The sequence below is a fragment of the Actinotignum urinale DSM 15805 genome (assembly GCF_000420445.1).
Taxonomy (GTDB): Bacteria; Actinomycetota; Actinomycetes; order Actinomycetales; family Actinomycetaceae; genus Actinotignum; species Actinotignum urinale.
The window spans coordinates 103505-128944 of sequence record NZ_ATUY01000007.1 but is presented as its reverse complement, the minus strand read 5'-3'; the positions used below and the strand labels follow the sequence as shown (position 1 = coordinate 128944).

The following is a 25440-nucleotide window of genomic DNA, read 5'->3' as shown; positions in this document are numbered from 1 at the left end:
GATCCTAAGGATTACAACGTTCCTGTGAAGGTGACTTACCCGAATAATGGTGGTTCCGAAGTTGTTAACGCGAAGGTCACTGTGACCAAGGCGGCATCGCCCAAGTGGGATGATGCTGAAGGTACTCCTGGTGCTGAGGTTGTTGTTCCGAACACCGGTGGTAAGGTGCCTGAAGGTACGACTACTGATGTGACTGGTCCGGGTAAGGCGAAGATTGATGACAAGGGCAACATTGTTGTTGACATCGATAAGGATGCTAAGCCTGGTGACAAGATCGTGGTGACCGTCAAGGATAAAGATGGCAACGTCATCGACACCGCAACCGTGACAGTAACAAAGGGTCAAAGTGGTTCAACCGGCAAGAAAACCTCTGGAAAACTTGTTGTAACAGGTGTAAATGTTTCAGGCGCAATAACAGTTGGAGGAATTCTTCTCCTTGTTGGCGTAGCCATCGTCATTGCCCGTCGTAAAAAGAATAAATAACACGTTATCTACGAACGTAGATAGGTGATATAACAAAAGTGGTCGGGGATAACCGCAGGAGCGGATGTCCCCGACCACTTCATATTGGGGAGGGAGAAAACATTAATGCCATGTGAGAAAAGGTTCATGTAAAGTGAGAAACTCCCTCTATCAGTCTCACATGTATCCATATACGTATTAGAGTATAACCAGCACTATGTGATGGGTATGTAACACAACGAAAGGAACATCCATGCCACGACTTTTCGGTACCGACGGCGTACGCGGTCTTGCGAACAGAGCTCTCACAGCAGAATTAGCCCTCAAACTTGGCGAAGCGGCGGCTCGTGTCCTTACCCGCGTAGGAAAAGGAGACAATCGCCCACGTGCCGTCATCGGGCAGGATTCACGAATTTCTGGAAGTATGCTCGCACAGGCAGTCGCAGCCGGGATGGCCGGTGCTGGAGTAGATGTGGAACACGTGGACGTTATCCCAACCCCCGGTATCGCCTTCCTCACCGCAGACGGAGGCTACGATATGGGCGTCATGATTTCCGCCTCCCACAACCCCATGCAAGATAACGGAATTAAGTTCTTCGCGAAAGGTGGCTTCAAACTCGCAGACAACCTCGAAGATGAAATCGAACGCATTCTTGGTAAAGAATGGGGACGTCCTACAGGAGCCGGAATCGGACATATTCGCGATACCGCCGAAGCGGGGGACAGCCTGTATATTAAGCATCTTCTCAGCGCGGTAAAAACACCACTGGAAGGCCTGAACGTCGTCGTTGATTGTGCAAACGGGGCAACGTCGAAAGTCGCACCCGTTGCTCTGCGCAAAGCCGGTGCCAACGTTATAGTCATTAACGCCGAACCAAATGGATACAACATTAACGACGCCTGTGGATCCACCCATCCGGAAGCTCTCCAACGCGCGGTAGTCGAAAACCAGGCAGATTGTGGTTTCGGCTATGATGGCGACGCGGATCGTTGCCTTGCAGTAGACCACGAGGGAAATCTTGTAGACGGCGATCAAATTATGGCACTCCTTGCCATCGCCGCCAAGGAAGAAGGCAAGCTTCCCAACGACACCCTCGTCGTTACAGTCATGTCCAACCTAGGTTTAACCCTCGCCATGAAAAAAGCCGGAATTACTATCGTCCCCACCGCGGTAGGGGATCGTTACGTTTTGGAAGAAATGGTTAAAAATGGGTATGTTTTGGGTGGTGAACAGTCCGGTCACGTTATTTCATTAAGTCATGCGACGACGGGTGACGGAACCCTCACCTCACTTCTTATCTCCCAACGTCTCGCACAGACAGGGAAGAGCTTGAAGGAGTTGGCAAGTGTTGTTCAACGCCTTCCGCAGACACTCGTTAATGTGCCGAACGTCGATAAAGTTGCCGCGAATACGAACGAGCAAGTGCAACGTGCCGTACGAGATGCCGAAAAAGAACTTGGCGAAACAGGGCGTGTGTTGTTGCGACCCTCGGGTACCGAGCCACTAGTTCGTGTCATGGTTGAAGCGGCAACTCAGGAACAGGCAGAAAATGTTGCGGGACGGCTTGCAAAAGTTGTAGCAAAAAATCTTGTATTGTAGAGATGCCTCTTCTTTACACACAAATTTTCGCGATGTCCGTCATGTTCTTGCCATTGTCGCTACTTACATGAGTAATGAAATATATACGTTAATGCAATGAAATGTGGAGAAATATAATATGCCAACGCCATATTGTTTAAAGCTTGAAGACGTGGTGGCAGGCATTCCTGTTCCAGGACCGCATGATCATAAATACACACGCGGTGTTGTAGGTGTCGTTGCCGGGTCGAAAGATTATATTGGTGCAGGAATTTTATGTACCTTGGGTGCGAATTTTTCGGGCGCGGGAATGGTGCGATATTTAGGCAGTTCCAGCGTTTTTGAGCACATCGTAGGGCGCTATCCCGAGGTTGTGCGCATGCCTGGCACGGTTCATGCATACACTTTGGGCTCAGGAAATCCGCGCGGAGTTGTGGAATATTTGCATATAGCTTCACGCCAAAAAATAGCTTTGGTTGTTGATGCGGGCGCCATTAAATATTTGGGTGATTTTTTGATCGACGGGGAAGAGTTCCCGGCGCCCACAATCATGACGCCTCACGCCGGCGAAATGGAAAAATTCTGTGCCCAGATGAAAATTGGGGATGGTTGGGATCGTGCATTTATTGAGGGGAACGCGGCGCAGGTTGCCTTAGAGGTTGCCAGATGTACAGGCGTGACTGTCCTACTCAAAGGCTGTGCTGATATTGTGGCAGATCCGCAGGGCAGGGTTTACACGATTCCGTCGGCAACCCCGTGGCGTGCTGTTGCCGGAGCCGGCGACGTGTTGGCAGGTCTACTAGGAGGGCTCCTCGCAACACACGTCGCGAAAAATACGGTAGACAATGTGGCATTAATTGTGGCTGTTGCCGCTTATATGCATAGCGCGGCCGCAGCCTCAGCCAGTGGCACAATTCTTCCCTGGGAAAAGAGCCTTGCGATTATGGATGTGTTGGGGCCGGAGGTTCTCGATTATCCCAATGCTCAGATACCGCTACCTACTCTTATGGAAGAGAATAAAGGTGGTCCCATTGTTGCATCAAATATTGCGGAGCATATAACGCGCGCTGTGAGAATGGCTTTTGAAGCTCATTGCGAAATAGGGAATGCGAAAGATGCCTGTTGACGCACAGATGTTTCCTGCTCGCGCAGTTATTTCAACCGAAGCGCTTGAGCATAATCTCAACCGCGTCCGCCAGCGAATCACCGGAGAAAAAATCATGGCGATTATTAAGGCGGACGCCTACGGGCACGGAATGTGGAGGTGTGCACAAGCATTTTCGCGCGCAGGTGCGGATTACCTCGGGGTTGCTCAATTAGCGGAGGCCGTGGTTTTGGCACGACGAGCTCGCCAAGAGTCCGTGCAGCTTCCTCCGATTTTTTCATGGATTTTCGACGATTCCGCGGGTCTTTGCGAAGCCCTTGAGCTGGGAATAGAACTGTCCGTCGGAACCCCGTGGGCGTTACGAAAACTCGAAGAAACGCTTGAATACTCGACACGCCCCGCACGGATCCACATTGCCGTCGACACAGGAATGTCTCGTGAAGGCTTTGCGCCAGCCGAATTACCGAACGCTACCCGCACATTAGCCCGCCTCGAACAGACCGGGCGTGTAACCGTCGTCGGAGTGTGGAGCCACCTTGCGTGCGCGGACACTTCCGATACGACGACGACACACGAACAAATCAAGCGTTTTCGTTCAGCAATCGATGTTGTTCACGCTGGGGGTGTGGAGGCGCCGCTTGAGCATCTTGCCGCATCCGGCGGGGCGCTGTGGTATCCCGAAGCGCGTTTCGCGATGGTCCGCCCGGGGATTTTATTGTATGGCTTGTCCCCGGAGCCGGCGAAGGAAACGGCAGAGCAGATTGGGTTGATTCCGGCCATGCGTTTGGAATCTTCGGTTATTGCGGAGCGCACAATACCGGCGGGGCAGGGCGTTTCGTACGGGCACACGTTTGTGAGCGATAGTGAAATGAAGGTCGGGATTGTGCCTCTCGGGTATGCAGACGGGATTCCGAGGCATGCGTCGAATGTGTGCGAGGTGCTTGTCGACGGCAGACGTGCGCGGATTCGCGGGCGTGTGTGCATGGATCAGTGTGTTGTGGAGTTGCCGGAGGGCGCGGGTGTGGAAAGTCGCGTCGTCATGTGGGGAGACCCTGGGCGTGGCGAACCTGGAGTGTGGGAATGGGCAGAAAAAATGGGCACGATTGGCTACGAAATAACCACGCGCCTTGCCTCGCGCGTGCCTCGCGTTGATGAGTAATGCGGGTTTGAACCGCGTAGAGGAGTAATGCTTTTCAACGTGACCTCATGAGCCTTTAGCGTGTGCGCGTGCCTCGCGTTGATGAGTAATGCTGGTGCGAACCGCGGTGATAGTTGCTTTTACTGTTAATAGATACGTTCAGTAGTTAAGAGTAAACTAGGCACGTGACTCAAACATTTTCTATTCCCGATGCCGATACAATGCATGATTTCGGGATTATTCTGGGGAAAAATCTTCGCGCTGGCGATTTGGTGATGCTCAACGGACCACTCGGTGCCGGGAAAACCACGCTGACCCGCGGGATTGCGGAAGGCATGGGCGTGAAAGGGCGTGTTACGTCGCCCACTTTTGTGATTGCGAATGCCCATAGGAACGTTTCTGGCGGTCCGGATCTTGTTCACGTGGACGCATACCGACTGGATTCGTTGGAAGAAATTGATGCCCTCGATTTAGATTCTTCGTTGGAAGATAGCGCAACCGTGGTGGAGTGGGGTGAAGGAAAAGTTGAGATGTTGAGCGAGGATCGCCTCCTGCTCGCCATCCACCGCCCCGTCGGTTCCAATGAAGGCGAAGAAGTGGAGGAACTTTTCGTCGATTCTCCGCGCACAATCGAGGCGGTTGCGCACGGGGTGCGTGCCGAGCAACTTCTTGCCGATGTGGAGGCCATCTGGGACAAAACTCAAGACGGCCGTGAAAATTCATAGAACCGCTACGAAGATTCTTAAGAATGGCTATGAAGATTCATAAGCAGAGCCCGGCAAATATTGGGAACACGAGTTGTCGGCTATTGGCATAGAGAAGCATCGGGCACCCAAACGTTGGGGAAAGCTATTCGCCTTTGCCTCACCGCCGTCGGGCATAAAAATTCAGGGAAAATAGGGAAAAGAACAGTCGTTATACGGGACAGTAGGACATCATGAATATTTTGACGATAGACACCTGTGATTTAAGCGTTGTTGGTGTTGTGCGGCATGAGGACGGTGGCATCGCGCTCCTTTCGCGCGAAGTTTCCAAAGATTCTCGTCACCACGCTGAAACCATCACCCCGATGGTGAATTCGGCGCTCGAAAAGGCGCGCATTACGAAACCTGACGCGATTATTGTTGGGCGCGGGCCGGGCGCCTTCACCGGGTTGCGCGCGGGGCTTGTGACGGCACGAACCCTGGCCTTTGCCTGGGATATTCCACTCTACGGGGTGTCTAGCCTGGAAGCCATGGCCTTCGAGGCCCTCGATCAGTACGAGGAAACGCTTGCCGTGATTGATGCTCGACGCAAAGAATTATTCACTCTGCATGCTCGTCGCGAGGACGGCGCCCCGTTCATTGTGTGCAGTGGCCCGGATACGATTCGCCCCGCGGACATCCCGCACCTGTGGAAAGATAAGGACATGGAGGCGGTAGTTGTCTCAAAACCGGGGATGTATCCCGAACTCGACGGCGCTCGCGTTCAACTATGTGAACCGGAGGCGTTGGCTCACCTTGCCCTGACGTATATGTGTAGCGAAGAGGGGCGCGAAATTATTGGTACGACGGAACCGTTGTATCTGCGTCGCCCGGATATTGCCCAGGGCGTTGCACAGCCCTCCGGAGATGGCTACCTCAAAGATTAATGAATAATCATAATATCTCTTCGCTAAAACATGGCGACGACCCAGGAGCTCAAGAACCCCAAAATGTTCACAGCTCGCGCGAAGGTGTTTGCAGTTCGCTTCGCGGTGTTCGTAGCTCAGGTGAAGATGCTTGCAACTCGCGCCAGGATGTTGATAGACCCCGCGAAGATGCTCATAACCGGCAAGAAAATGCGCGCAAGTCGGAGTTTTCACATATAGATACGCTATCTCACGCAACATTTCCGTCCCTTTGCGTTGTGCGCGCAAGAGCCGGGTGGGCGCGTGCGCTCGCGGATTTTGATCGACAGATTTTCGACGTTGATGCCTGGCCACTGCCGGCATGGCGGAGTTGCGTTGTTAGCCCAAATGCGCGAGTTTTCGTCGTCGTAAAAAGGGGAGAAACCGGAGAGGGTTCCGCGCAACCCGCACAACCCGCACAACCCGCGCAACCCGCGCAACCCGCGCAACCCGCGCAACCTTCCATTAACGCACTCGATGACGCCAATGCGGACATTGTTGGTGTGGGTGCCGTGGGGTTAGGGCCGGATGCGGAAATATTAACGATTGCGGTGTCGCGCGAGGCACGCGGGCGCGGCGCAGGAGGATGGTTGCTCGATACCCTCATGCGCGAGGCGGAAAAATGTGGCGCGGAAAATATTTTCTTAGAGGTGCGAAGCCACAGTGAGGGCGCGATTCGTATGTATGAGTCGCGAGGATTTGTGCGTGTGGGTTTAAGGAAAAAGTATTATCACGACGATGACGCGCTCATTATGCAGGCGCGGCCGTCAGGGGAGTTTGATGCCTCAACGTAGGCAAAAGCGTAGAAATGTGCGCAACAGCGGGGAAAACGTGAGGAAAACCGCGCAATCAACAACAATAAGCGAGTAAAGTAGGGGAACGTGAGTACAACAGTTTTGGGAATTGAAACATCCTGTGATGAAACGGGCGTCGCAATTGTGCGCGACGGCGAACTTTTGGCGGACGTGACGGCAACAAGTATGGACGAATACGCACGTTACGGCGGCATTATCCCGGAAATCGCATCCCGCGCGCACCTGGAACAGATGGTTCCAACGATTAATGCGGCGCTGGCGAAGGCGGGGGTTACGCTCAGCGACATTTCGGCTGTTGCGGTGACGGCAGGGCCCGGGCTGATTGGCTCGCTCACCGTGGGTGTGAGCGCGGCGAAGGCGCTTGCCTACGGTTTAAACGTTCCGCTCTACGCAGTGAACCACATTATTGGGCATATTGCGGTGGACCAGCTTCACGACGGCGCGTTCCCGGACAAATTTATTGGGCTGATTGTGTCCGGTGGGCATTCAAATATTTTGCTCGTGAACAATATCGCGACGGATGTTACCGAACTTGGTGGCACCTTGGACGATGCTGCGGGTGAAGCTTTTGATAAGGTCGGGCGTTTGCTCGGCTTGCCGTACCCCGGCGGCCCCCATATTGACAGGCTTTCCCAGCAGGGTGATAAAAACGCGATTCGTTTCCCGCGTGGCCTTGAAGGCGGGAAGAATAAAGAACGCCACAAGTACGATTTTTCCTTCTCGGGTTTGAAAACCGCTGTTGCGCGCTATATTGAGGGCGTGGAAAGTCGCGGGGAAGAAGTGAATGTTCCAGATGTTGCGGCTGGTTTCACGGAGGCTATCGTCGATACGCTCACGAAGAAAGCCCTGAATGCGTGCGCGATTCACGGGTGCGATACTCTCGTGGTCGGTGGCGGTTTTTCCGCGAATTCTCGGCTTCGAGCTCTTGCGAAAGAACGCTGTGAGGCTGCCGGTATCGACGTGCGCATCCCGCCCTTACGGTACTGCACGGATAATGGGGCGATGGTTGCGATGCTTGGCTATAACCTTATTGAGAATGGTGTGTCGCCCTCCGCGCTCGATATTACGGTGGATCCCAATATGCCTCTCGACCGAACACATATGTAAAGATGTTGCGCAACTGTGCAGGTCCCTGGTGTGCTTAACGCATACCAGGGATTTTTATATCGACGACGAAAACCGGATCTTCGCATTTAAGAGGGAATGTGGGGGATGTGGCGGGGTTGGCGTGGTGGGGTAGGCGTGGTGGGGTAGGCGTGATGAGGTAGGTGGGGCTGGCGTGATGTGCTTGGCGTGATGAAGTAGGCGTGATGTGCTTGGCGTGGAGGGGTAGGCGTGGTAGGGCTAGTGTGGCGGGTTTGTTGTGATGGGCGTGTTGTGTGGCTGTAGTTAAGCGTCGGCAGGTTGAGTAACTATACACACGTGCTTGCCGGCAATTCGCGTAAGGATAAGTGTTGTTTCCGTTATCGTCGTCCCTGAGGAAGAAGGGCGTAAGGACAGCTTTTTCCTAAAAGTGGCAGGATCTACGTCGGTTCCGCGTTTTTTCACCTCGACCCGAGTGATTCCGCGCTCCTTCATATACGCACCAACCGGTTTGGCTTTCAAGGGCAGAATGTCCTCAATAACGAAACCTCGCAACCACGGTGAGGTGACTTTGCGCGTTCCGCACAGATAGGCAATCCCCTCGGAAACCGGCGAAAGGCCGTATTCTTCGCACAACACCGGGATGCCACCCGCGCGAATTGCCGCGCCGTCGGGCTCGTAGAGAAACATTCCCGGTGCCACGCATTCCGCCTCAAGCGTGGGTTGAACAGGAACATTCGGCACGCCCGCGTGGCAAATCATCCGCAAAATTGGGTTGTGGAGCATTGATGAATCCGTATTGTCAGCCGTAGGTTGACTCGCGATTATCCGTGAATCCGTGTGAGAGGATGCCCACGAACCGGTGTGAGTGGTTGTTTGTGAACCGGTGTGGCATGGCAATTGACGAGGTTCGTTTGTATTGATATCGGTACCGCTCGGTTGTGATACGGGTACGTCGCCGTCGTGTATTGTGGGTGCGTCGCCACGGACAAGAAGTGCGCTGCGCCCCGGTTTGTCCACGCCAAACCACGCAACTGCTTCGACGACCTCGCCATCACAACTCATCCATTCGACGTGCGCGTCCTCGGGAAGATTCTCCAGCGCGATTCCGGGGCCGAGCTTAATCCCCGCATAGCGAAAACTGCGTGCGAGATCCACGGCTGTGGAGAGCGCGGGCTGCCATTTTTCGGGGTCGTATATGCGTTTTCCGTGATTATCGCGGCGCGCCGGATCAAGCCAGACGGCATCGTATTCGCCGTTTTCCCGCAAGGTGGGGAGAAGCGCGGTGAGGTTGCCACACACAATACGTGGTTCAATATAATGTTCGACGGTAGTGTGCGAATTGTTTGCGTAGCGCATATTATGATCCGCAAGAATTGCTGTTGCTTCATCGATGTCTACGCCTAGGGCGCGAAGGCCTGCGCGTGCAAATGCTGCTGTGTCTGCACCCAATGCACACCCCGCGTCAATAACGCTTTTCGCACCCGCTTCAAGGAAGCGCCTAGCGTGATAATCCGCAACAACGCGACGTGTAGCCTGCTGATAACCGGCATCCGTGAATAGCCACGAGGAGGCGAGATCTTCCCCGAATTTCGCGCCTGCCTGGGCGCGGAGCCGGGACTGTGTGAGAAGCGCGGCGCATTGGTGGGGGGTGTAGCCTAGGGCGCGCAGCGATGTCGTCGTCGTAAAAACATCTGAGGAACGGTAGGGCGGCAAAGACGCGAGCGTCGCGCAACCTTCCGCGCTCGCCAGCCACCGAGCCATCTCTTCATCAACCACGCAAGTAGTTTATCGCACAGAGAGTTGTGGGAATAATGCGGGGATGTGGTGAAGGAGAAAGGCGTGTGATGGGGCGCGGTTTGGGGAAATGGGGCAAGCGTGTGTGATGGGGCGCACTGAGAGGTAGGGGATACGTTACGTCGAGTCAAATATTCAGCTGTTCGCACAGATTCTCCACAAAAATTGTTGAATCGGCATAATGGAAATATGGTGACAATTCCTCAAATTAAGTTGCATGATGGCAACAGTATTCCGCAACTTGGTTTTGGCGTGTTCAGGGTTGATCCGCAGGAAACCAAGCGTGTTGTATTAGACGCCCTCGAAGTGGGTTATCGGCATCTTGATACCGCCGCGATTTACGGGAACGAACGTGAGGTCGGGCAGGCGATCGCGGAAAGTGGCATCCCGCGCGAAGAGATTTTTTTGACGACGAAACTGTGGAACTCCAGGCATGCAGATGCGCCGGTGGCCATAGCGGAGTCAATGGAGAAGCTGGGCGTTGATTATCTTGATTTGTATCTTATTCACTGGCCTGCCCAGGTGCAGAACCTTTACGTTGAGGCGTGGAAGGATCTGGAAGGTTTTAAGGAAGCAGGGTTGGTGCGAAGCATCGGCGTGTCCAATTTCCACCCCGAACATTTGAAGCGCTTGAAGGATGCCGGGTGTCAAACGCCGGTAATTGATCAGGTCGAAATCCATCCGGCATTCCAGCAGAAGTTTATTACGGACTACTGCCGTAATGAGGGAATTGCGATTGAGGCGTGGAGTCCTTTGGGGCAGGGCGGATACCCGCTCTTTGAGACGGCGCCGGTTGTGGAGGCTGCTAAGGCTCATGAAAAGACGCCCGCACAGGTTGTGCTCCGGTGGCATCTGGAGAAGGGGTATATTATTTTCCCGAAGTCCACGCACAAGGAACGCATGAAGGAAAATATTGATATTTTCGATTTCACGCTGAGTGAGCAGGAGACGGCGGCCATTGACGCCATGGAAATTGGCGAGGCGGGGCGTCAGGGTGCCTCGATTGAAGAGCGCGGAGTGTAGCTGGCTGATTATCACACCCATATTTTGGCACTCGCCTTGACTGAGTGCTAATTCAGGCTTAACCTTGGTAGTGGACGTAGTTCGCTACGGATTGTGCTTAGGGCTGTGGCTCGGCCCCCGCGACGGCGGGCCTAGTTCCAAGCGTTGTATTGCAGAGTCTAGTAGATAAGGAGGGCCGCCGTGTCGGTCTCCATTAAACCGCTTGAAGATCGCATTGTGATCCAGCAGGTAGAAGCTGAAACCACTACCGCTTCCGGACTTATCCTTCCGGATACGGCAAAGGAAAAGCCACAGGAAGGTACCGTTATTGCCGTTGGCCCAGGTCGCGTGGACGATAACGGAAACCGTGTTCCCGTTGATGTGAAGGTGGGCGACGTTGTCGTTTACTCTCGCTACGGCGGAACCGAAGTGAAGTATGCTGGCGAAGAATACCTTATTCTTTCCGCACGCGATGTTCTCGCAATAGTAGAAAAGTAGTTTTCTTAGACGTAAGGGGTGGGCAACCTAGTTGTCCACCCCTTACGCATGCCCGCTTTATGCGGTTTACGTATATCAGGAAAGCGTGGATATAGGACAAAAATGGAGGATTCGGGGCCTAGTTTTCGTTGGCGTGGTGCGGGAAAGTTGGGTTAGCTGTTGGTTGGGGTTGGAACCCAGGTTGGTGCGCAACGAATCTTCCTTATCTTGTTGGTGATTGCCGTAGCAACACTCGTGTTTTCCCTGTTCTCGGGTAGGTTCGGAAAAGAAAGGGCGCGGAAAAAGCGCGGTTCTGGGAAAGTAAAGTAGCGCGGTTTGTGGAAAGTAAAGAAGCGCGGTAGCGGAAGGAGGGGTACCTCTCACGCTGTATGTGATGGCGATAATTGGACGTTGGCGCAAATGCGGGTAGACTGAGAAAATGGATTTCGAGAAAGAATTTGCACCACTTGCCCTAACATATGATGATGTGTTGCTCGTGCCACAGCCCACAGATGTTATTCCTTCAGAAGTTGATACTTCTTCTCGTCTGACACGTCGTATCGTGTTAAAAACCCCAATGATTTCCGCAGCTATGGATACTGTGACGGAACGTGATATGGCGGTAGCTATGGCGCGTCAAGGTGGTATCGGCATTATTCACCGCAATCTTTCCGCAGAAGAACAGGCCCAACAGGTTCGCGAAGTGAAGCGCTCCGAATCCGGCATGATCATGGATCCTGTTACCGCACACCCCACGGCCACCATTGCTGAACTTGACGCACTGTGTGGCCGTTATCGTGTCTCCGGCCTTCCCGTCGTAGATGCGGACAACCACCTCATCGGTATTATTACCAACCGCGATCTCCGCTTCGTACCCCGCGATGCTTATGCCACAACCCAGGTTCAATCCGTGATGACACCCATGCCACTCATAACGGCATCCAGGGGAGTGAGTCGCGAAGAAGCCCAGAAGCTCCTCGGAAAAAACAAGATTGAAAAACTTCCCCTCATTGATGAGGAAGGCAAACTCGCCGGGCTCATTACCGTTAAAGACTTCGTAAAAAGCCAACAGTACCCCAACGCCTCCAAGGACGAACACGGACGCCTCCTCGTCGGCGCAGGTGTCGGCTATCTCGGAGACTCTTGGGAACGCGCCTGCCTCCTCGCACAAGCCGGCGTTGACGTTCTCGTTATTGATTCGGCAAACGGTGAAGCCAAACTCGCGTTGGATATGATCAAGCGTATCCGTGCCAACTCTATGTTCGACGGAATAGACATTATTGGCGGAAACGTTGCAACCCGCAGTGGTGCCCAAGCTCTGATAGACGCCGGGGCAGATGGCGTTAAAGTTGGTGTTGGGCCGGGATCCATTTGTACAACCCGCGTTGTTGCCGGGGTTGGCGTCCCGCAAATAACCGCGATTCGTGAAGCGGCGAAGGCCTGCGCGCCCGCAGACGTGCCACTCATTGCAGATGGCGGGCTCCACTGGTCCGGCGATATTGGAAAAGCCATGGTAGCAGGAGCCGATACCGTTATGCTCGGTTCACTCCTTGCGGGTTGCGAAGAAACCCCGGGCGAACTCATTTTCGTCAACGGAAAACAATTCAAACAATTCCGTGGCATGGGATCCCTGGGCGCCATGAGCTCGCGCGGCAAAAAATCCTACTCAAAAGACCGCTACTTTCAGGCAGACGTTACCTCAGACTCAAAACTCATCCCAGAAGGAATTGAAGGGCAGGTGCCCTACCGCGGACAACTCGCTTCGGTCCTCTATGAACTTACCGGCGGGCTTAACCAGTCCATGTTCTATTCAGGTGCGCGCACCATTCGCGAATTGAAAGACAAAGGTCAGCTTGTTCGCATGACGAACGCCGGATATAAGGAATCACATCCACACGATGTGCAAATGACGGTAGAAGCACCGAATTATTCCGGGTTATAAAACATAACAAGGTCGCATAAGGAAAAATATTTCATTGCGATAAAACACTGGTGGGGCTGTGAATTACAGCCCCACCAACACTTTATATTGAAAAAGAAAGGAACAAACAAAAAAATATAAAGTGAATATAAAGTAATTTTAACACAACACGCTACATTTTATCCGCTGGTTCCTCGGTAACAGGCCAGTGTGAAGAAACACTAGACATCCGTCCAACAGAAACCAAAAATTGTTGAAACTCCTCATCGGCCTTCCGCTGTAACGCTTCAACTTCCGGCAAAGACAGAGCGGAAATATTCGGAAAAGCCTCGATTTGAGCCCGCAAAATACGAAGGGTGGCCAACACATCAGCTTCTGCATTATGGAACGCATCATCCATATTTACGCCGTAATGCTGAGTCAAATTTTCTAAACGACGTTTTCCGCGACGATACCTATCGCAAGCCCGATCAATGAGGTACGGATCAAGAACAGGAGAAACCTGCCCACCAAGACGATCCTTTAACGTTGGCAAACCATTTCTGAAAAGATCATGCTCAAGAAGGGTAAAATCATACGACGCATTAAAAGCAACCGCAGGGAAGCCCTGAGCCATATGTTCTGCAAGAAGTGAGGCAATTTCTTCAAGAGCCTGAGGGGCAGGACGCCCCTCAGCTTGAACCATGTCCGTCGTAATATGGTGAATCCGGGAGGCCTGTTCAGGAATCGGAACCCCGGGATTAATTAACCAATACTTTTTCGTCATACTACCGTCGGGTTGTAGCAAAATAAGCGAACATGTGACAATGCGGTCACGGGTCGTATCTACACCCGTCGTTTCGGTATCAAACCCCAAAACAGGGCTATCTGTCCAATCCGTCATCTTTTGTCCTAACTGTAAAATGTTGAAACGTATTCAACAATGAAAACGTCACCTAACCTTGTTGAATCTGTGGCTCACTCCTGCGAATTATTTTTAACACACCGCAGAAAACAGTGACGAAACAACTGTATTAGGGGCGAATAATATCTCTGGAAATAATCGTTGCCCCAGGAGGAATATTTTTCCCCTCAAGAAGCTGATCTAGCGAGACAAGAATATATCCCTTACTTCGTAACCCATTAATAATTCCGGGAACAGCGTCCTTCGTAGATGGGTGAATGGAGTGCATAAGGATAATGGATCCCGGTTGAGCTTCCAAAGCCAAACGTGTTGTTTCCTCAACATTTCTGTTTTTCCAATCCAAAGTGTCGATATCCCACAACACAGAGTAGAGTTGACGTTCACGCAGAGCGCCAAGAACAACAGAATTTTGTGCACCATACGGCGGGCGGAACCACGGGGAAGAATATCCAGCGTTTTGTGTAATGAGTTGCATCACGCCGTCAATCTGGTGATGTAGCTCCGGCAGAGCAAGTTTTGTTAGCTGCGGATGATTCCACGAATGCCCAGCGAGAGATACACCAACCTTTTTTGCGGCAGCGGCAACCTCCGGGTGTGCGGAAAGATAACGTCCGAGGTAAAAGAAAGTTGCCGGAGTATTTGTGTTCGCAAGGGTCGTGAAAATATCGTGTTCAAATTTGCCCGGGCCATCATCAAAAGTAATAGCAACACACGGATCTTTTGCGCAATCAACACCTTTTACCCAGCGAATACCATTCTTTCCACGCATTGTTTGAGGGGTTCCCTCCACCTGAATGAAACCCGTTCGAATAATGTCTGTGACCGAAGGTGGGAAAGAAATAGTGATGGTGGGTTGTTTCTTTTTGCGATCTTTATCTTTATGGTGAGGAGCGGATGCTGAATCCTTATCGTGGGGAGGAGGCTCAGGGTGAGCGGTTGATATTTGAATAATAATAAAGACGCCAATAAGGAGAATGGTGATGAGGAACACCAAAAAATCCATGTAGTCACGTTTTCTTTTCATGAGAATCAAAGATTTAACCGTTGTAGCGATAAATATTTGTTTCTCGTTGCGCAAATCCGGCACTTTGGTACAAACGGTTTGCGGCAACGCGAGTGGGGCGTGAAGTTAAATCGATGGATTTCATTCCCAGTTTCTGAGCGTGAGCAACAGCTGCATCCACAAGTTGACGGCCAGCTCCTTCACCGCGGGTCTGTTCATCAACAACAACGTCTTCAATCCATGCGCGTTTTCCAGTTGGAATCGTAAATGTTACGAGGGTGAGCATCCCTAAAATGGGTCCGTTTTCTTCACGACGGTAAACGAACTGATAGACGTCTTCCTGCCCAAGATAATCTTCCGCAGCCTCCCAACTCATCCCCTTTGTGGAGGAGGAAAGTTGGGGGAGAAGCCGAGAGCAAGCGTCCACAAACTCATCAGTTACCTGGCTGTAAATTTCAATCATTATCCCATCCTTTACCTGATTAAAAATAACATATACGACAGTTGAAAAGAAAGAATCCTAAGTCCTTACCAGTCCCTATCGGTGGGTATTGTGTCCACTGCCTCAAGCCACACACTCCCGGATACATCCGAGGGCATACGCCAATCCACGCTGGGAGATAGAGAACCACCGGCAAGAAGGCGCGGGCCGTTCGGCGATGTGGAACGCTTGTATTGGCTGGTGAAGAAACGCTTGAGGAACACTTTCAGCCAGTATGTAATCTCTGCAAGAGTATATTCTCGTCGAACATCTTCCGGAATATATCGAGGCCAAGTTCCAACTTCCTTATTGCGCCACGTATGCCATGCCAAATACGCGATTTTCTCCGGCGCGTAACCCTTCAGCAGGTAGAACAGGAAGAAATCGTGCAAATCGTAAGGGCCAATTGTGTCCTGAGTGGACTGCGCCTTTCCATCCTCATCGGCAGGAATAAGCTCGGGAGAAATTTCGGTATTCACGATATTAGTGAGAACTTCACTGGTATTTTGGCCAAAATAATTACTCTCGGCAGCCCAACGGATACACTGTTGCATCGCCGTTTTCGGCAAATCAGCATTCGTATCATAATGGCTCATATGGTCACCAACACCGAAAGTACACCAGCCGAGCGCAGATTCCGATAAATCGCCGGTACCCAGCACGATTCCGCCTTCATGCCCCGCGATACGGAAGAGATAATCCGTGCGCAACCCAGCCTGCACATTTTCAAAGGTCACATCATAGACGGGCTGACCTTGCCCAAAGGGATGCCCCATATCTTCAAGCATTTGAGTTGCCGACGGACGAATATCTAACTCCCGTAGCTCAACCCCAAGTGCCTTACACAAGGCGTAAGCATTAGATTTTGTGGTATCCGTCGTACCAAAACCGGGCATAGTGTAGGCGATAATGTCGCTGTAGGGCCTCCCGCTCATGCGTAGCGCTTCAACGGATGTGAGTAGCGCTTGGGTAGAATCCAAACCGCCCGAGACGCCAAGAACAATTTTCGGGTTCCCAATGGCTTGTAAGCGTTGAAGTAGGGCGCGAGCCTGAAGCCGAAGAACCTCTTTGCACCGAGCGTCCGCATCCTCGCCCGGTCCGAAGAAAGGGTATCGAGAAAATGTACGACGAAGAACGTGTGTGGCGGGCACAGTTGCGTGTGCGGTTGCGTCGGTATAGTGCGCGGGTGAGGCGTCCTCTGATTTTTCTTCCCAATGTAAAGAGGTTGCCTGTGAATCTGCCGGAAGTTGCAGGCTAATCGTCTTGGTTTCGCACACGCTGTCGTAAACATTGGAAGAAAGCGCTTGCTGGCCTGCGGAAAGTAATCGGTCACCGAAGGCAACACTATCCTTCAATATGGACTGTTTGGTGCGATAATGTGCCAGACCCGAAATATCAATATCGCAGTAGGTTGCACTCGTAACATTGCCGTCGTTCTTAATAAGAAGCTCCCCATTCTCATAGAAGCGCGTAGAGGGGCTCCATGTGGCTGCGGTGGAAGATTCACCGGCATTTCCGTTCGTTTGAAGAATGGCGATTCCCATGGTGGCTGACAATCCCGAAATAGCGGTGCTGTGCAGGTGTGTGCCGCCGACTTCGGAAGCGAGAGCGGAAATATTAATAATCGCGTCCACATCTTTAACGGCAGCGAGCTGAGCGGGCCCAATCGGCGCGTGAATATCTTCCCCAAGTGCAACAATCCATCGCATATTCGTGACGTGTTCGGTTGTGAAAATAGTGTAGGGGGACAAGGAAGCGAGATAGGGGAAAGCTCCACCTTCCCGCATAAGAGATTCGGGTGTGTTATCGAGATCAACATATGCGTATATTTCTGCCCCAGAGGTGAAGATGCGTTTTTCGGCAACCGGCCCATATTCGGGGATATACACTTTGGGAACGCAGGCCTCAATACCACCGTCATGCATGACGACGGCACAATTGAAAAGTTGTGTTTCGTAACGTATAGGGGCGCCAACAATAACAATGCACGGAAGATCGGCTGTTTTCTTGCAAATGTACTTCACAGCCTCGTTGCTTGCATGAATAAGAGAATCCTGGAAGAACAAATCTCCAAGGCTGGCTCCTGTAACGCACAGCTCAGGAAAAACGATAATTGAGGCTCCTGCATCAGCGCATTCGCGAGCCATATCAACAATTCGTTTCGCGTTTTTTTGGGGGCGGGCTAAATCAATTTCTGGCGTACATGAAGCAATGCGGAGAAAACCATGGGTGTAAAGGGAGTAAAAATCAGCCATAGGTCTATTCTGCCACGTTGAATCCCTGGCTGAGGAGTATTTCTACAGCTTGCGAGACGTGTGGGAAGTTAGCAAGGATGTGAATCGCTGCTCGCTTTGTCCACAAGCTACTGTTGTCCTGTATCTTTCCCCAGTTTCTTTCCCGCGCGGGGTTATCCACAGCTTTACACACGTCTTTCATTGCCCTAGTCACACCCCTTATAATGACATTTCCAGCTATTACCCAGTTTTCTCTTATAGGTTGGCACCAATACAAGCCATGATAAGGTGGAAAAGTGTAGCCGAATCACATGTTTTGCTTGTGTAGCGCGGGAAGGAAAAATAGTGAAAGTTGGTCTCCTAGGAGCTGGCCGTGCGGGAAGAATGCATGCACGTATCCTTGCATCGCGCGTAGAAGAACTTGTGATAGCTGATCCGAATGATGCTCGTCGTACCCAAGTGTGTGAAGAACTGCGAAACTTTCCAGAAGGCGTGAGCACGATTGAAGCGGAATCCGTCGAAAATCTTATAAAAAATACATCCCTGGATGCGCTCGTTATTGTTAGCCCCACCGATCAACACGCCGAACAACTTGTAGAAGGCTCCCGCCTCGGAATACCCATGTTTACAGAAAAACCTGTCTCGACGTCCCTGGAGAACACCCTGAATGTTCGAGACGCCCTTCGCAAAGCTGGCGCTCGCGTCCAGGTCGGTTTCCAACGCCGTTTTGATGAGGCCTACACGCGTGCTCGCCAGGGGATAGCCTCCGGAGATATTGGCGAGTTACGGCGCGTATCCATGGGAACAATGGATCAGGCGCCCGCCGCGCGCGAATTCCTCGCGGCAAGTGGAGGCATCTATATCGACTGCCTCATTCACGATTTCGATATTTTGCGCTGGGTAACCGGGCGCGAGGTTACCGAAGTGTACGCCATGGGAACGGCGCTCGGACTTCCCGATTTCACAGATTTTGACGACGTATGTGAAACCGTGCTCAGCATGCGCATGGAGGGGGATGTTCTTGTTAACGCCCAATCCTCGCGGTTTAACGGGCAGGGATATGATGTGCGCATGGAATTACACGGCACGCAACACACCTACGCCGTCGGTTTTGACGAAAAACTTCCCATAACCTCGATGGAAACAGATGTAACGTACCCGAGTGGGGAGCCGTGGGTAGATTTTATCGCCCGTTTTGCTTCCTGTTACGAACGCGAAATGGACGCCTTCCTCGCCGCTGTGCGCGGGGAAGTGGAGATCGCGCCTACGGTGGAGGACGCCGTGGAATCCTTGCGTGTTGCCGAGGCCGCCAAGTTGTCCCTATGTGAAAATCGGCCCGTATCCCTGTCAGAGATAGCGGGCTAATAATGGATTTACGCCTGGGCGCTCACCTGTTCGATTACAGTTTCGTTGTTCTGTATCTTTTGCTCGTCCTCTGCATAGGTATGGTGACGCGTCGGAAGGTTAAAACATCCGAGGACTTTTTCCTCTCCGGGCGCTCTCTGCCCGCGTGGATTTGCGCCTTGGCGTTCCTCTCCGCAAATATTGGCGCCGTGGAGCTAATCGGTATGGCCGCCTCGGGCTCGCAATACGGTTTGCCCACGGTTCACTACTATTGGGTGGGCGCGGTGCCGGCAATGGTGTTCCTCGGCCTTGTCATGATGCCGTTCTATTACGGTTCGCGGGTAAGGAGCGTTCCCGAATATTTGCGTTTGCGTTTCGACCGACCCACGCATTTATATCAGTCCGTCATTTTTTCCATTGCGACGATACTCGTGGCAGGCATTAACCTTTTCGCGCTCGCGCTCCTCATTAATGTTTTGATTGGCCTACCACTGTGGATGAGCATTATTATTGCCGCCGGCGTTGTGTTGATTTATACGGTTGCGGGTGGTTTAACCGCGACGATGTACAACGAAGTTTTGCAGTTTTTGCTCATTGTTGCCGTGTTGGCGCCGTTAACGATTGGCGGGCTTGCACGCGTGGGTGGCGTGACAGGTTTAATAAATACGTTGAATGAAAGCCAGGTTTTGGGGCCGAACGGCTTGTCGGTGTGGGGCGGAACAGGATTGTCGAATACGACGAATCCCTACGGCAACTGGATTGCCTTGCTCCTCGGCATGGGTTTTGTGAATTCCTTCGGCTATTGGACGACGAATTTTACAGAGGTGCAGCGCGCACTGTCCGCAAAGGATATGCGTAATGCCCGCCTGACTCCGATTTTGGCGGCGATTCCTAAAATGTTGTTGCCCATTATTATTATCGTTCCGGGACTTATTGCGGCTGTTCTTGTTCCCGAGTTGCATACTGGCGAGCTGTCCCACAATGAAGCATTCCCTGCGCTCATGGCGTCCGTGTTGCCTCACGGGCTTTTAGGTTTGGCGCTTGCCGGGTTAATTGCGGCTTTTATGGCGGGTATGGCCGCGAATGTCTCTGCCTTTAATACTGTTGTTACCTACGATATTTGGGAAACGTATGTGCGTCCGAATCAAAAGGACACGTATTACATAAAAATTGGGCGTCGGCTCACTATTATTGGCGTGTTGATTGCCGTGGGAACGGCGTTCATTGCTGCACGGTTCAATAATTTGCAGGATTATACGCAGATGTTGCAGTCAATTTTCAACGCACCACTATTTGCGACGTTTATCCTTGGCATGTTCTGGAAACGTATGAGTCCTCAGGCGGGGCTATGGGGACTCATAGCGGGATCTGCCGGTGCCGGATATATTCAAATTGGCTATTCCATGGGGCATTTGAGTTTTAACTCCTCACAGGCTGCAAGTTTTACGGCATCTGGGATAGCATTTATTGCAGATGTACTTGTTTCCGTCCTTGTAACGTATATGGGTAAAGCAAAACCTCTGGAAGAACTAGATGGGCTTGTGTGGGGGCGCGTGAATATGGATATTCAAGGAGCACGCCCCGCCCCTGATTTACTTGAAGGACGTTTGAAAGAAGAACGTGAACGGTTGGTTACGGGCGAGAAGCTGTCGTGGTGGGAAAATCCACTCGTTCTTGGAATGGGCGTGCTATTTGTCTGTACGTTATTTAACATTGTTTTATAGGGAAAAAGTCCTTGTGTTGAAGTCGAGATAAAATGTTTGGAGGTGGCACATGGCAGGAAGAAGCACGGTGAGGCATGCGGATGATACCGTGCAACAACTCCCACCCTTCTCAATTTTCGACCTTCGCACCTGGATAGCTGTAATGTTCGGGGTATTCGGCGCATTGCTTGCCACCTATGGACTTTTTTGGGTAACGGACGAAGATCTTGCTAAAGCTGCGGGACTTAATTTAAATTTGTGGACGGGATTAGCGTGTCTCGTCGTCGCGCTATTCTTTGCATTCCGAACCTATATGGCTCCACAAATTATTACGGAAAGTGTAGAATGTCGTACTCTCGCACATCACCCGGAAGCAGGGCGAACTGAACGCGGAGAGGGAAACAGACGTTGCACAGGAACTGAAAAAGTTCAGAACAATCAGCAAAAAACGTCCCGCGATGACGGCAAACCACAAGGTGGAAGGTCACATAACCAGGGAGCCAATACGGCACAGGGCAACCAACGAAACGGCGAAGGTGTGTAGACATTATGGCAGTAGCTGTAGCGTATAAAATAACCGGCGATCCTCGCTTTGCACGTTTCACTCTGGAAGGAAAAATTGAGTGGTCCAATTCCCGAATGCTTATCGGGGACGACGATGTGGTTGCGCTACAAGCTGGTCGAAATCTTGCAGATAAATTACAAACCTCGCTAATAGGGCTGAATGTTGGCACCCTACGAACTTCCACCCCAGCATTGCGCAAAAATGCTTTGTCCAAAGGTCCCGATAGTTTGATGGTGTTAGCTGACGAGGAAGCCGGAGAATGGAACGGCGTGTCCACAGCGCAGGCTTTGGCCCGCATGATTCGCAGGAACGGCGAGATTAACATCGTCCTTACCGGCTCAGGCTCCAATGATGAAGGAAGCCGAATTATTCCATCCTTGGTAGGCGGGCATCTTGGATGGCCCGTTTTCCAGGAGGTATCTGATATTGATTGCGATGGGGAGGATCTCCTTCTTACTCAACATATTGAGCGAGAAACACGAGTTATTCGTATGCGTCCGCCCGTCGTGGTAGCTGTTACGTCAGATGCGGCCGCCGTGAGAATTCCTCGCATGAATGACGTCCTTTCGGCAGCGAAAAAACCCGTGGATATGCTGACGGTTTCGGATATGGAAGATTTTCATCCGTCCATTATTCGCCCGAAACGTACCCAGCGAATCCTTGAAAAACCGCGTGAACACAAGATATATGAGGGGATTTTCGGGGTTGCCCCGCTTGTCGACTATTTAGATGCTCAGGGTGTGTTGCCACGCCAAAATACCGAGGACATGCAAGAAGTATGTTTCGAGCGAGAGCCGGAAAATGGCTCGACAACGTGGTTTGTTTGTATGCGCCCTCCGTCTGTGAAAATCTTGAATCATTTACGTCGTCGCGGAAAAGTTGTGGTTATAATGTACGACGAGGGTGAAGTAAAAGGTGCCGATGAAGTTATTCGTCTGCATCTTCCCGAGAATTGCCCAGCAGAATCTTCTGCGGACACCCTCAACGATGTTATTCGTCCAGAACCAGGAGATATTGTACTGTTTAGTGCTCACCCCACAATGCGAGCCTTAGCGGGGGCGGTGGCTACTCGGCAGTCTCGGCCTATATTCTGCGATGTGCGCCAAATTAAAAAAAATACGCTGAGTGTGGGACGTTTTGGTGGGCGTCTGTACGAAACCTATAGTCTTGATGGGGTTGTCGTTGGGGTTCAAGGAAACATGGCGGAGCATATGATGCCGCCATTAACCGAGCCTTATGTGGGTGATGTGGCATCGGTTCTGGAGAGGGATGTTGATGTCCATTCACCTTACGTTATGCACATTGAGAAACGTAAACCTCTAAAGGAAACTGATTTAGTGTTACGACGAGCCTCGCGGGTTGTGGCTGCGGGGCGAGGTTGCTTGGCTGAAGGTAAAATGGAGCTTTTTAATGAGCTGGCTCACGTATTGAAAGCCGTTCGTGGAATTACTCGGCCTTTGTCCGAAGGTGAACATTCCATGCCTCGTAGCATGAGTATTGGTTTATCGGCGGCGATTATTTCCCCAGATTTGTACATTGCCGTCGGCATTTCGGGAGACTACTATCACGTTGCGGGTATTCGTGACTCTCGAATTATCGTTGCCATTAACAGCGACCCAAACGCAGATATTTTTGATGTGTGCGACGTGGGGATTGTAGGGGATGTAAGCGAGATTCTTCCCGTGTTGACTCAATCTTTACGAAATCGTTTATCTGCGTAGAGTTTGTATCGTAGCTGCAATCGTCGTTATTTTTAATGTTTTTTACGACGGATGCCTTCCGAATCTTGAAAAAATCGTAAATATTTGGTGAGTTCAGTCATAAAACTGCCATTATTTGACATAGACATTGGCAATGTAGGTAAAAATCCTTTACCATATCTTTACCAAGTAAATGGGCGTTCGTGAAGAACGCACCGTCACAGGAAGGCTGATCATGAGTACAGACGTTAGAGTCGATACTGAATCCAGCACAGCAGATAAACCAGTTAATGCAAAAGTCTTCGTTAAGAAGCGTCGTGGCCCTATTTTGGGCGCAATTTTCTTGATGGCAACAAGTGCCATTGGCCCAGGCTTTATTACACAGACAGCAACATTTACCGCACAATTCCAGGCGGCTTTCGGTTTTGCTATTCTCGTCTCGATTGTTATTGATTTCGCCGTCCAGATGAATGTGTGGCGCATTATTGTCGTCTCTGGAAAACGTGCAGGCGAACTCGCCAACTCGGCATTCCCAGGATCCGGTTATGTTCTCGCAGTTCTCATTATTATAGGTGGGCTGGCGTTCAATATTGGAAATATCGCGGGCGGTGGCCTCGGTATTAACGCCATGCTCGGTATTGATGCCAAAATAGGTGGGGCTGTTACAGGGCTTATTGCTATCGGTATTTTCCTCTGGAAGAAAGCCGGTCCGATTATGGACGCTTTCCTTGTTTTCCTCGGCGTCCTCATGATTGGTCTCATGATTTACGTGGCATTTGCCTCCCAGCCTCCGCTCGGTGAGGCGCTGAAGCAGACCGTTCTTCCTGACACAATCAGCTGGGCAACCATTACAACCATTGTTGGCGGAACTGTTGGTGGCTACATTACCTACTCGGGCGCACACCGCTTCCTCGATTCAGGTGAAGCAGGCCCGGACAACGTGAAATCCGTTCACCGCGCATCCGCAAACGGGATTTTTGTGACCGGCATTATGCGTTACGTTCTCTTCCTTGCCATTCTCGGTGTTGCCGCTTCCGGCTTTGTTATTGACACAACGAGCAAGACGGCTAACCCCGCAGCCCAGGCATTCTATCACGTTCTCGGATTCGCCGGTTTGCGTATCTTCGGTGTTATTCTGTGGGCCGCTGCGATTTCCTCGGTTATCGGCGCTGCGTACACCTCCTCGTCCTTCCTCTCCGTGTTCAGCCAGAAACTCAAGAGCGGTACGAACCTGCGCATCGCCACAGTTATCTTTATCGTGATATCCCTCGCATGCTTCCTCGTATGGGGTGCGGCGCCGGCAAGTATCCTGGTGTTCGTCGGTGGTTTGAATGGCCTTATTCTCCCCATCGGGTTAACAATCTTTATGTATATCGGCTGGTTCCGTAGCCACGATTTGCTCCACGGATACAAGTATCCGATCTGGTTGCTCATCTTCGGTACGGCCGCAACAGTGTTGACCTGGTATATGGCAATTGTTTCCATTAAACCGATTTTCGGCTTCATTGCAGGCTAAATATATGTGAGATCTGAGCTCGTCGTCCTATATTAGGACGGCGAGCTTCAGGCATAATAGAGGTTCAGGCATAATATAACGAAAGAGTAAAGAAGAGTGGACAATGTTCATTGATCTCAATTCCGACCTTGGAGAAAACAGTCCCGGGCGCATTGTTTCCGACGACGAAGCAATGCTGAGTATTGTTACGAGCGCAAATGTTGCATGTGGTTTCCATGCGGGATATGCAGAAGGCATTAAAGACACCCTGATGAAAGCCGCGAAGGCGAATGTCACAGTTGGTGCACATCCCGGATATAAGGATTTTGAAGGGTTTGGACGCCGTCCACTCGATATTCCCTCAAAACAACTCCAGGCGGATGTGGAATACCAGCTTGCTACTCTCAGCGGTTTGGCTACCCTTGCGGGAACACAACTTAGCTATGTTAAACCCCACGGCGCCCTCTACAACCAACTCGCACAGGATGAAAAGATTGCCGGTGTTGTGGCTTGCGCAATCAAAGCAATCAACCCCAACCTCGTATTCCTTGGGCTTGCCGGAACCCTAGGGTTGAACGTTGCAGAAAAAACAGGATTGACCGTTGCGGCGGAAGCCTTTGCCGATCGTGCCTATATGAGCGACGGAAGCCTGGTTCCACGAAGCCAGGAAGGCGCTGTGCTTCACGATCCACAGCTCGTCGGTCAGCGAATGTTAGATCTTGTCAACACCGGGAAACTCACGGCAATTGACGGAAGCACAGTGAACATTAATGCGGATTCCATATGCGTTCACGGCGATAGTGCAGGTGCCATTGATATGGCACGAAGCGTGCGCGCCAAGCTGGAGCACGTTGGCGTTACCATCCGGCCTTTTGTAAAGAAAGCGTAAACATATCGCCCACTAAAAGGCGGAATATTCAGGTTTTCCCCATGTTCTTTTCATAGGATGGTGTTCGCATCTCCTCGATGTTGAACTTGTGCGAG

24 protein-coding genes are annotated in these 25440 nt (G+C 51.6%); 17 read left to right on the top strand and 7 right to left on the bottom strand.

The genetic code is table 11. The features are described from left to right. The 8 genes from G445_RS0106295 to tsaD form a co-directional block, all read left to right on the top strand. On the top strand, positions 1–483 hold a 483-nt coding region (locus G445_RS0106295), incomplete at its 5' end, for an LPXTG cell wall anchor domain-containing protein (RefSeq protein WP_022866701.1). Between the two features lie 232 nt (positions 484–715). Further along, positions 716–2062, top strand: coding sequence for a phosphoglucosamine mutase (glmM, locus tag G445_RS0106290; RefSeq protein ID WP_022866700.1), 1347 nt, complete (start codon positions 716–718; stop codon positions 2060–2062). Positions 2063–2180: 118 nt separating this feature from the next. Further along, entirely contained in the window at positions 2181–3167 is a 987-nt protein-coding gene (locus tag G445_RS10085; RefSeq protein WP_022866699.1) for an ADP-dependent NAD(P)H-hydrate dehydratase, read from the top strand. Next, positions 3157–4305, top strand: coding sequence for an alanine racemase (alr, locus tag G445_RS0106280; RefSeq protein ID WP_022866698.1), 1149 nt, complete (start codon positions 3157–3159; stop codon positions 4303–4305). The genes G445_RS10085 and alr overlap by 11 nt, the downstream gene beginning before the upstream one ends. 164 nt (positions 4306–4469) lie before the next feature. Next, entirely contained in the window at positions 4470–5009 is a 540-nt protein-coding gene (tsaE, locus tag G445_RS0106275; protein ID WP_022866697.1) for a tRNA (adenosine(37)-N6)-threonylcarbamoyltransferase complex ATPase subunit type 1 TsaE, read from the top strand. 212 nt (positions 5010–5221) lie between these two features. After that, positions 5222–5914, top strand: a complete 693-nt coding sequence (gene tsaB / locus G445_RS10080; protein WP_022866696.1) for a tRNA (adenosine(37)-N6)-threonylcarbamoyltransferase complex dimerization subunit type 1 TsaB — start codon at positions 5222–5224, stop codon at positions 5912–5914. Further along, the gene (locus G445_RS10930; protein ID WP_022866695.1) at positions 5914–6726 is read left to right on the top strand and encodes a GNAT family N-acetyltransferase; all 813 of its coding nucleotides are present in this window, start codon (positions 5914–5916) and stop codon (positions 6724–6726) included. Before tsaB ends, G445_RS10930 begins: the two co-directional genes overlap by 1 nt. Positions 6727–6813: 87 nt before the next feature. Further along, a complete protein-coding gene (gene tsaD, locus G445_RS0106260; protein WP_022866694.1) occupies positions 6814–7854 on the top strand; it encodes a tRNA (adenosine(37)-N6)-threonylcarbamoyltransferase complex transferase subunit TsaD in 1041 nt (346 codons plus the stop codon). Positions 7855–7888: 34 nt separating this feature from the next. Here the strand turns inward: tsaD and G445_RS12115 are convergent, their stop codons facing one another. Both G445_RS12115 and G445_RS10925 read right to left on the bottom strand, forming a co-directional pair. Next, on the bottom strand, positions 7889–8167 hold the full coding sequence (locus G445_RS12115) for a hypothetical protein (RefSeq protein WP_211210513.1): 279 nt from the start codon (positions 8165–8167) through the stop codon (positions 7889–7891). Then, positions 8137–9609 carry a class I SAM-dependent methyltransferase gene (locus G445_RS10925; RefSeq protein ID WP_156825565.1) on the bottom strand — a complete coding sequence of 491 codons (1473 nt, stop codon included), beginning with the start codon at positions 9607–9609 and terminating at the stop codon, positions 8137–8139. The genes G445_RS12115 and G445_RS10925 overlap by 31 nt, the downstream gene beginning before the upstream one ends. A gap of 207 nt (positions 9610–9816) precedes the next feature. On the opposite strand from G445_RS10925, the gene G445_RS0106250 reads away from it, so the two are divergent. The 3 genes from G445_RS0106250 to guaB all read left to right on the top strand — a co-directional run bounded on the left by G445_RS0106250 (position 9817) and on the right by guaB (position 13048). Continuing rightward, positions 9817–10650: an aldo/keto reductase gene (locus G445_RS0106250; protein ID WP_022866692.1), complete on the top strand. Its 834-nt coding sequence runs from the start codon at positions 9817–9819 to the stop codon at positions 10648–10650. 180 nt (positions 10651–10830) lie between these two features. Then, positions 10831–11127, top strand: a complete 297-nt coding sequence (groES, locus tag G445_RS0106245) for a co-chaperone GroES (RefSeq protein ID WP_022866691.1) — start codon at positions 10831–10833, stop codon at positions 11125–11127. A 418-nt stretch (positions 11128–11545) separates the two neighbouring features. Beyond that, positions 11546–13048, top strand: a complete 1503-nt coding sequence (gene guaB / locus G445_RS0106235; RefSeq protein WP_022866689.1) for an IMP dehydrogenase — start codon at positions 11546–11548, stop codon at positions 13046–13048. 151 nt (positions 13049–13199) lie between these two features. Here the strand turns inward: guaB and G445_RS0106230 are convergent, their stop codons facing one another. The 5 genes from G445_RS0106230 to G445_RS11520 all read right to left on the bottom strand — a co-directional run bounded on the left by G445_RS0106230 (position 13200) and on the right by G445_RS11520 (position 17863). After that, complete coding sequence (locus G445_RS0106230; protein WP_022866688.1) at positions 13200–13910, bottom strand: exonuclease domain-containing protein; 711 nt, start codon at positions 13908–13910, stop codon at positions 13200–13202. A 130-nt stretch (positions 13911–14040) separates the two neighbouring features. Beyond that, positions 14041–14934 carry a polysaccharide deacetylase family protein gene (locus G445_RS10920; protein ID WP_022866687.1) on the bottom strand — a complete coding sequence of 298 codons (894 nt, stop codon included), beginning with the start codon at positions 14932–14934 and terminating at the stop codon, positions 14041–14043. Between the two features lie 34 nt (positions 14935–14968). Further along, entirely contained in the window at positions 14969–15397 is a 429-nt protein-coding gene (locus tag G445_RS0106220) for a GNAT family N-acetyltransferase (RefSeq protein WP_022866686.1), read from the bottom strand. A 65-nt stretch (positions 15398–15462) separates the two neighbouring features. Beyond that, the gene (locus G445_RS0106215) at positions 15463–17670 is read right to left on the bottom strand and encodes an NAD(+) synthase (protein WP_022866685.1); all 2208 of its coding nucleotides are present in this window, start codon (positions 17668–17670) and stop codon (positions 15463–15465) included. Between the two features lie 4 nt (positions 17671–17674). Beyond that, a complete protein-coding gene (locus G445_RS11520) occupies positions 17675–17863 on the bottom strand; it encodes a hypothetical protein (protein WP_211210512.1) in 189 nt (62 codons plus the stop codon). A 131-nt stretch (positions 17864–17994) separates the two neighbouring features. Here G445_RS11520 and G445_RS0106205 point away from each other — a divergent pair, with 131 nt between their 5' ends. From G445_RS0106205 to G445_RS0106180, 6 genes are all read left to right on the top strand, one after another. Next, on the top strand, positions 17995–19014 hold the full coding sequence (locus G445_RS0106205) for a Gfo/Idh/MocA family protein (protein ID WP_022866683.1): 1020 nt from the start codon (positions 17995–17997) through the stop codon (positions 19012–19014). Positions 19015–19016: 2 nt separating this feature from the next. After that, the gene (locus G445_RS0106200; RefSeq protein ID WP_022866682.1) at positions 19017–20717 is read left to right on the top strand and encodes a sodium:solute symporter family protein; all 1701 of its coding nucleotides are present in this window, start codon (positions 19017–19019) and stop codon (positions 20715–20717) included. 49 nt (positions 20718–20766) lie between these two features. Continuing rightward, positions 20767–21240 carry a hypothetical protein gene (locus G445_RS10915; RefSeq protein ID WP_022866681.1) on the top strand — a complete coding sequence of 158 codons (474 nt, stop codon included), beginning with the start codon at positions 20767–20769 and terminating at the stop codon, positions 21238–21240. A 5-nt stretch (positions 21241–21245) separates the two neighbouring features. Continuing rightward, positions 21246–22982: an FAD-binding protein gene (locus G445_RS10910; RefSeq protein ID WP_022866680.1), complete on the top strand. Its 1737-nt coding sequence runs from the start codon at positions 21246–21248 to the stop codon at positions 22980–22982. Positions 22983–23196: 214 nt separating this feature from the next. Beyond that, on the top strand, positions 23197–24477 hold the full coding sequence (locus G445_RS0106185) for an NRAMP family divalent metal transporter (RefSeq protein ID WP_040430785.1): 1281 nt from the start codon (positions 23197–23199) through the stop codon (positions 24475–24477). Positions 24478–24580: 103 nt separating this feature from the next. Beyond that, positions 24581–25345 (top strand): LamB/YcsF family protein, encoded by a 765-nt coding sequence (locus tag G445_RS0106180; protein WP_022866678.1) that lies wholly within the window; start codon positions 24581–24583, stop codon positions 25343–25345. Positions 25346–25440: the final 95 nt, after the last annotated feature.

Coding starts and splice junctions, on each gene's coding strand:
- glmM (WP_022866700.1), top strand. CDS start 716: ATGCCACGACTTTTCGGTACCGACGGCGTACGCGGTCTTGCGAACAGA.
- G445_RS10085 (WP_022866699.1), top strand. CDS start 2,181: ATGCCAACGCCATATTGTTTAAAGCTTGAAGACGTGGTGGCAGGCATT.
- alr (WP_022866698.1), top strand. CDS start 3,157: ATGCCTGTTGACGCACAGATGTTTCCTGCTCGCGCAGTTATTTCAACC.
- tsaB (WP_022866696.1), top strand. CDS start 5,222: ATGAATATTTTGACGATAGACACCTGTGATTTAAGCGTTGTTGGTGTT.
- G445_RS10930 (WP_022866695.1), top strand. CDS start 5,914: ATGAATAATCATAATATCTCTTCGCTAAAACATGGCGACGACCCAGGA.
- G445_RS0106250 (WP_022866692.1), top strand. CDS start 9,817: ATGGTGACAATTCCTCAAATTAAGTTGCATGATGGCAACAGTATTCCG.
- guaB (WP_022866689.1), top strand. CDS start 11,546: ATGGATTTCGAGAAAGAATTTGCACCACTTGCCCTAACATATGATGAT.
- G445_RS0106230 (WP_022866688.1), bottom strand. CDS start 13,910: ATGACGGATTGGACAGATAGCCCTGTTTTGGGGTTTGATACCGAAACG.
- G445_RS10920 (WP_022866687.1), bottom strand. CDS start 14,934: ATGGATTTTTTGGTGTTCCTCATCACCATTCTCCTTATTGGCGTCTTT.
- G445_RS0106220 (WP_022866686.1), bottom strand. CDS start 15,397: ATGATTGAAATTTACAGCCAGGTAACTGATGAGTTTGTGGACGCTTGC.
- G445_RS0106215 (WP_022866685.1), bottom strand. CDS start 17,670: ATGGCTGATTTTTACTCCCTTTACACCCATGGTTTTCTCCGCATTGCT.
- G445_RS0106200 (WP_022866682.1), top strand. CDS start 19,017: ATGGATTTACGCCTGGGCGCTCACCTGTTCGATTACAGTTTCGTTGTT.
- G445_RS10915 (WP_022866681.1), top strand. CDS start 20,767: ATGGCAGGAAGAAGCACGGTGAGGCATGCGGATGATACCGTGCAACAA.
- G445_RS10910 (WP_022866680.1), top strand. CDS start 21,246: ATGGCAGTAGCTGTAGCGTATAAAATAACCGGCGATCCTCGCTTTGCA.
- G445_RS0106185 (WP_040430785.1), top strand. CDS start 23,197: ATGAGTACAGACGTTAGAGTCGATACTGAATCCAGCACAGCAGATAAA.
- G445_RS0106180 (WP_022866678.1), top strand. CDS start 24,581: ATGTTCATTGATCTCAATTCCGACCTTGGAGAAAACAGTCCCGGGCGC.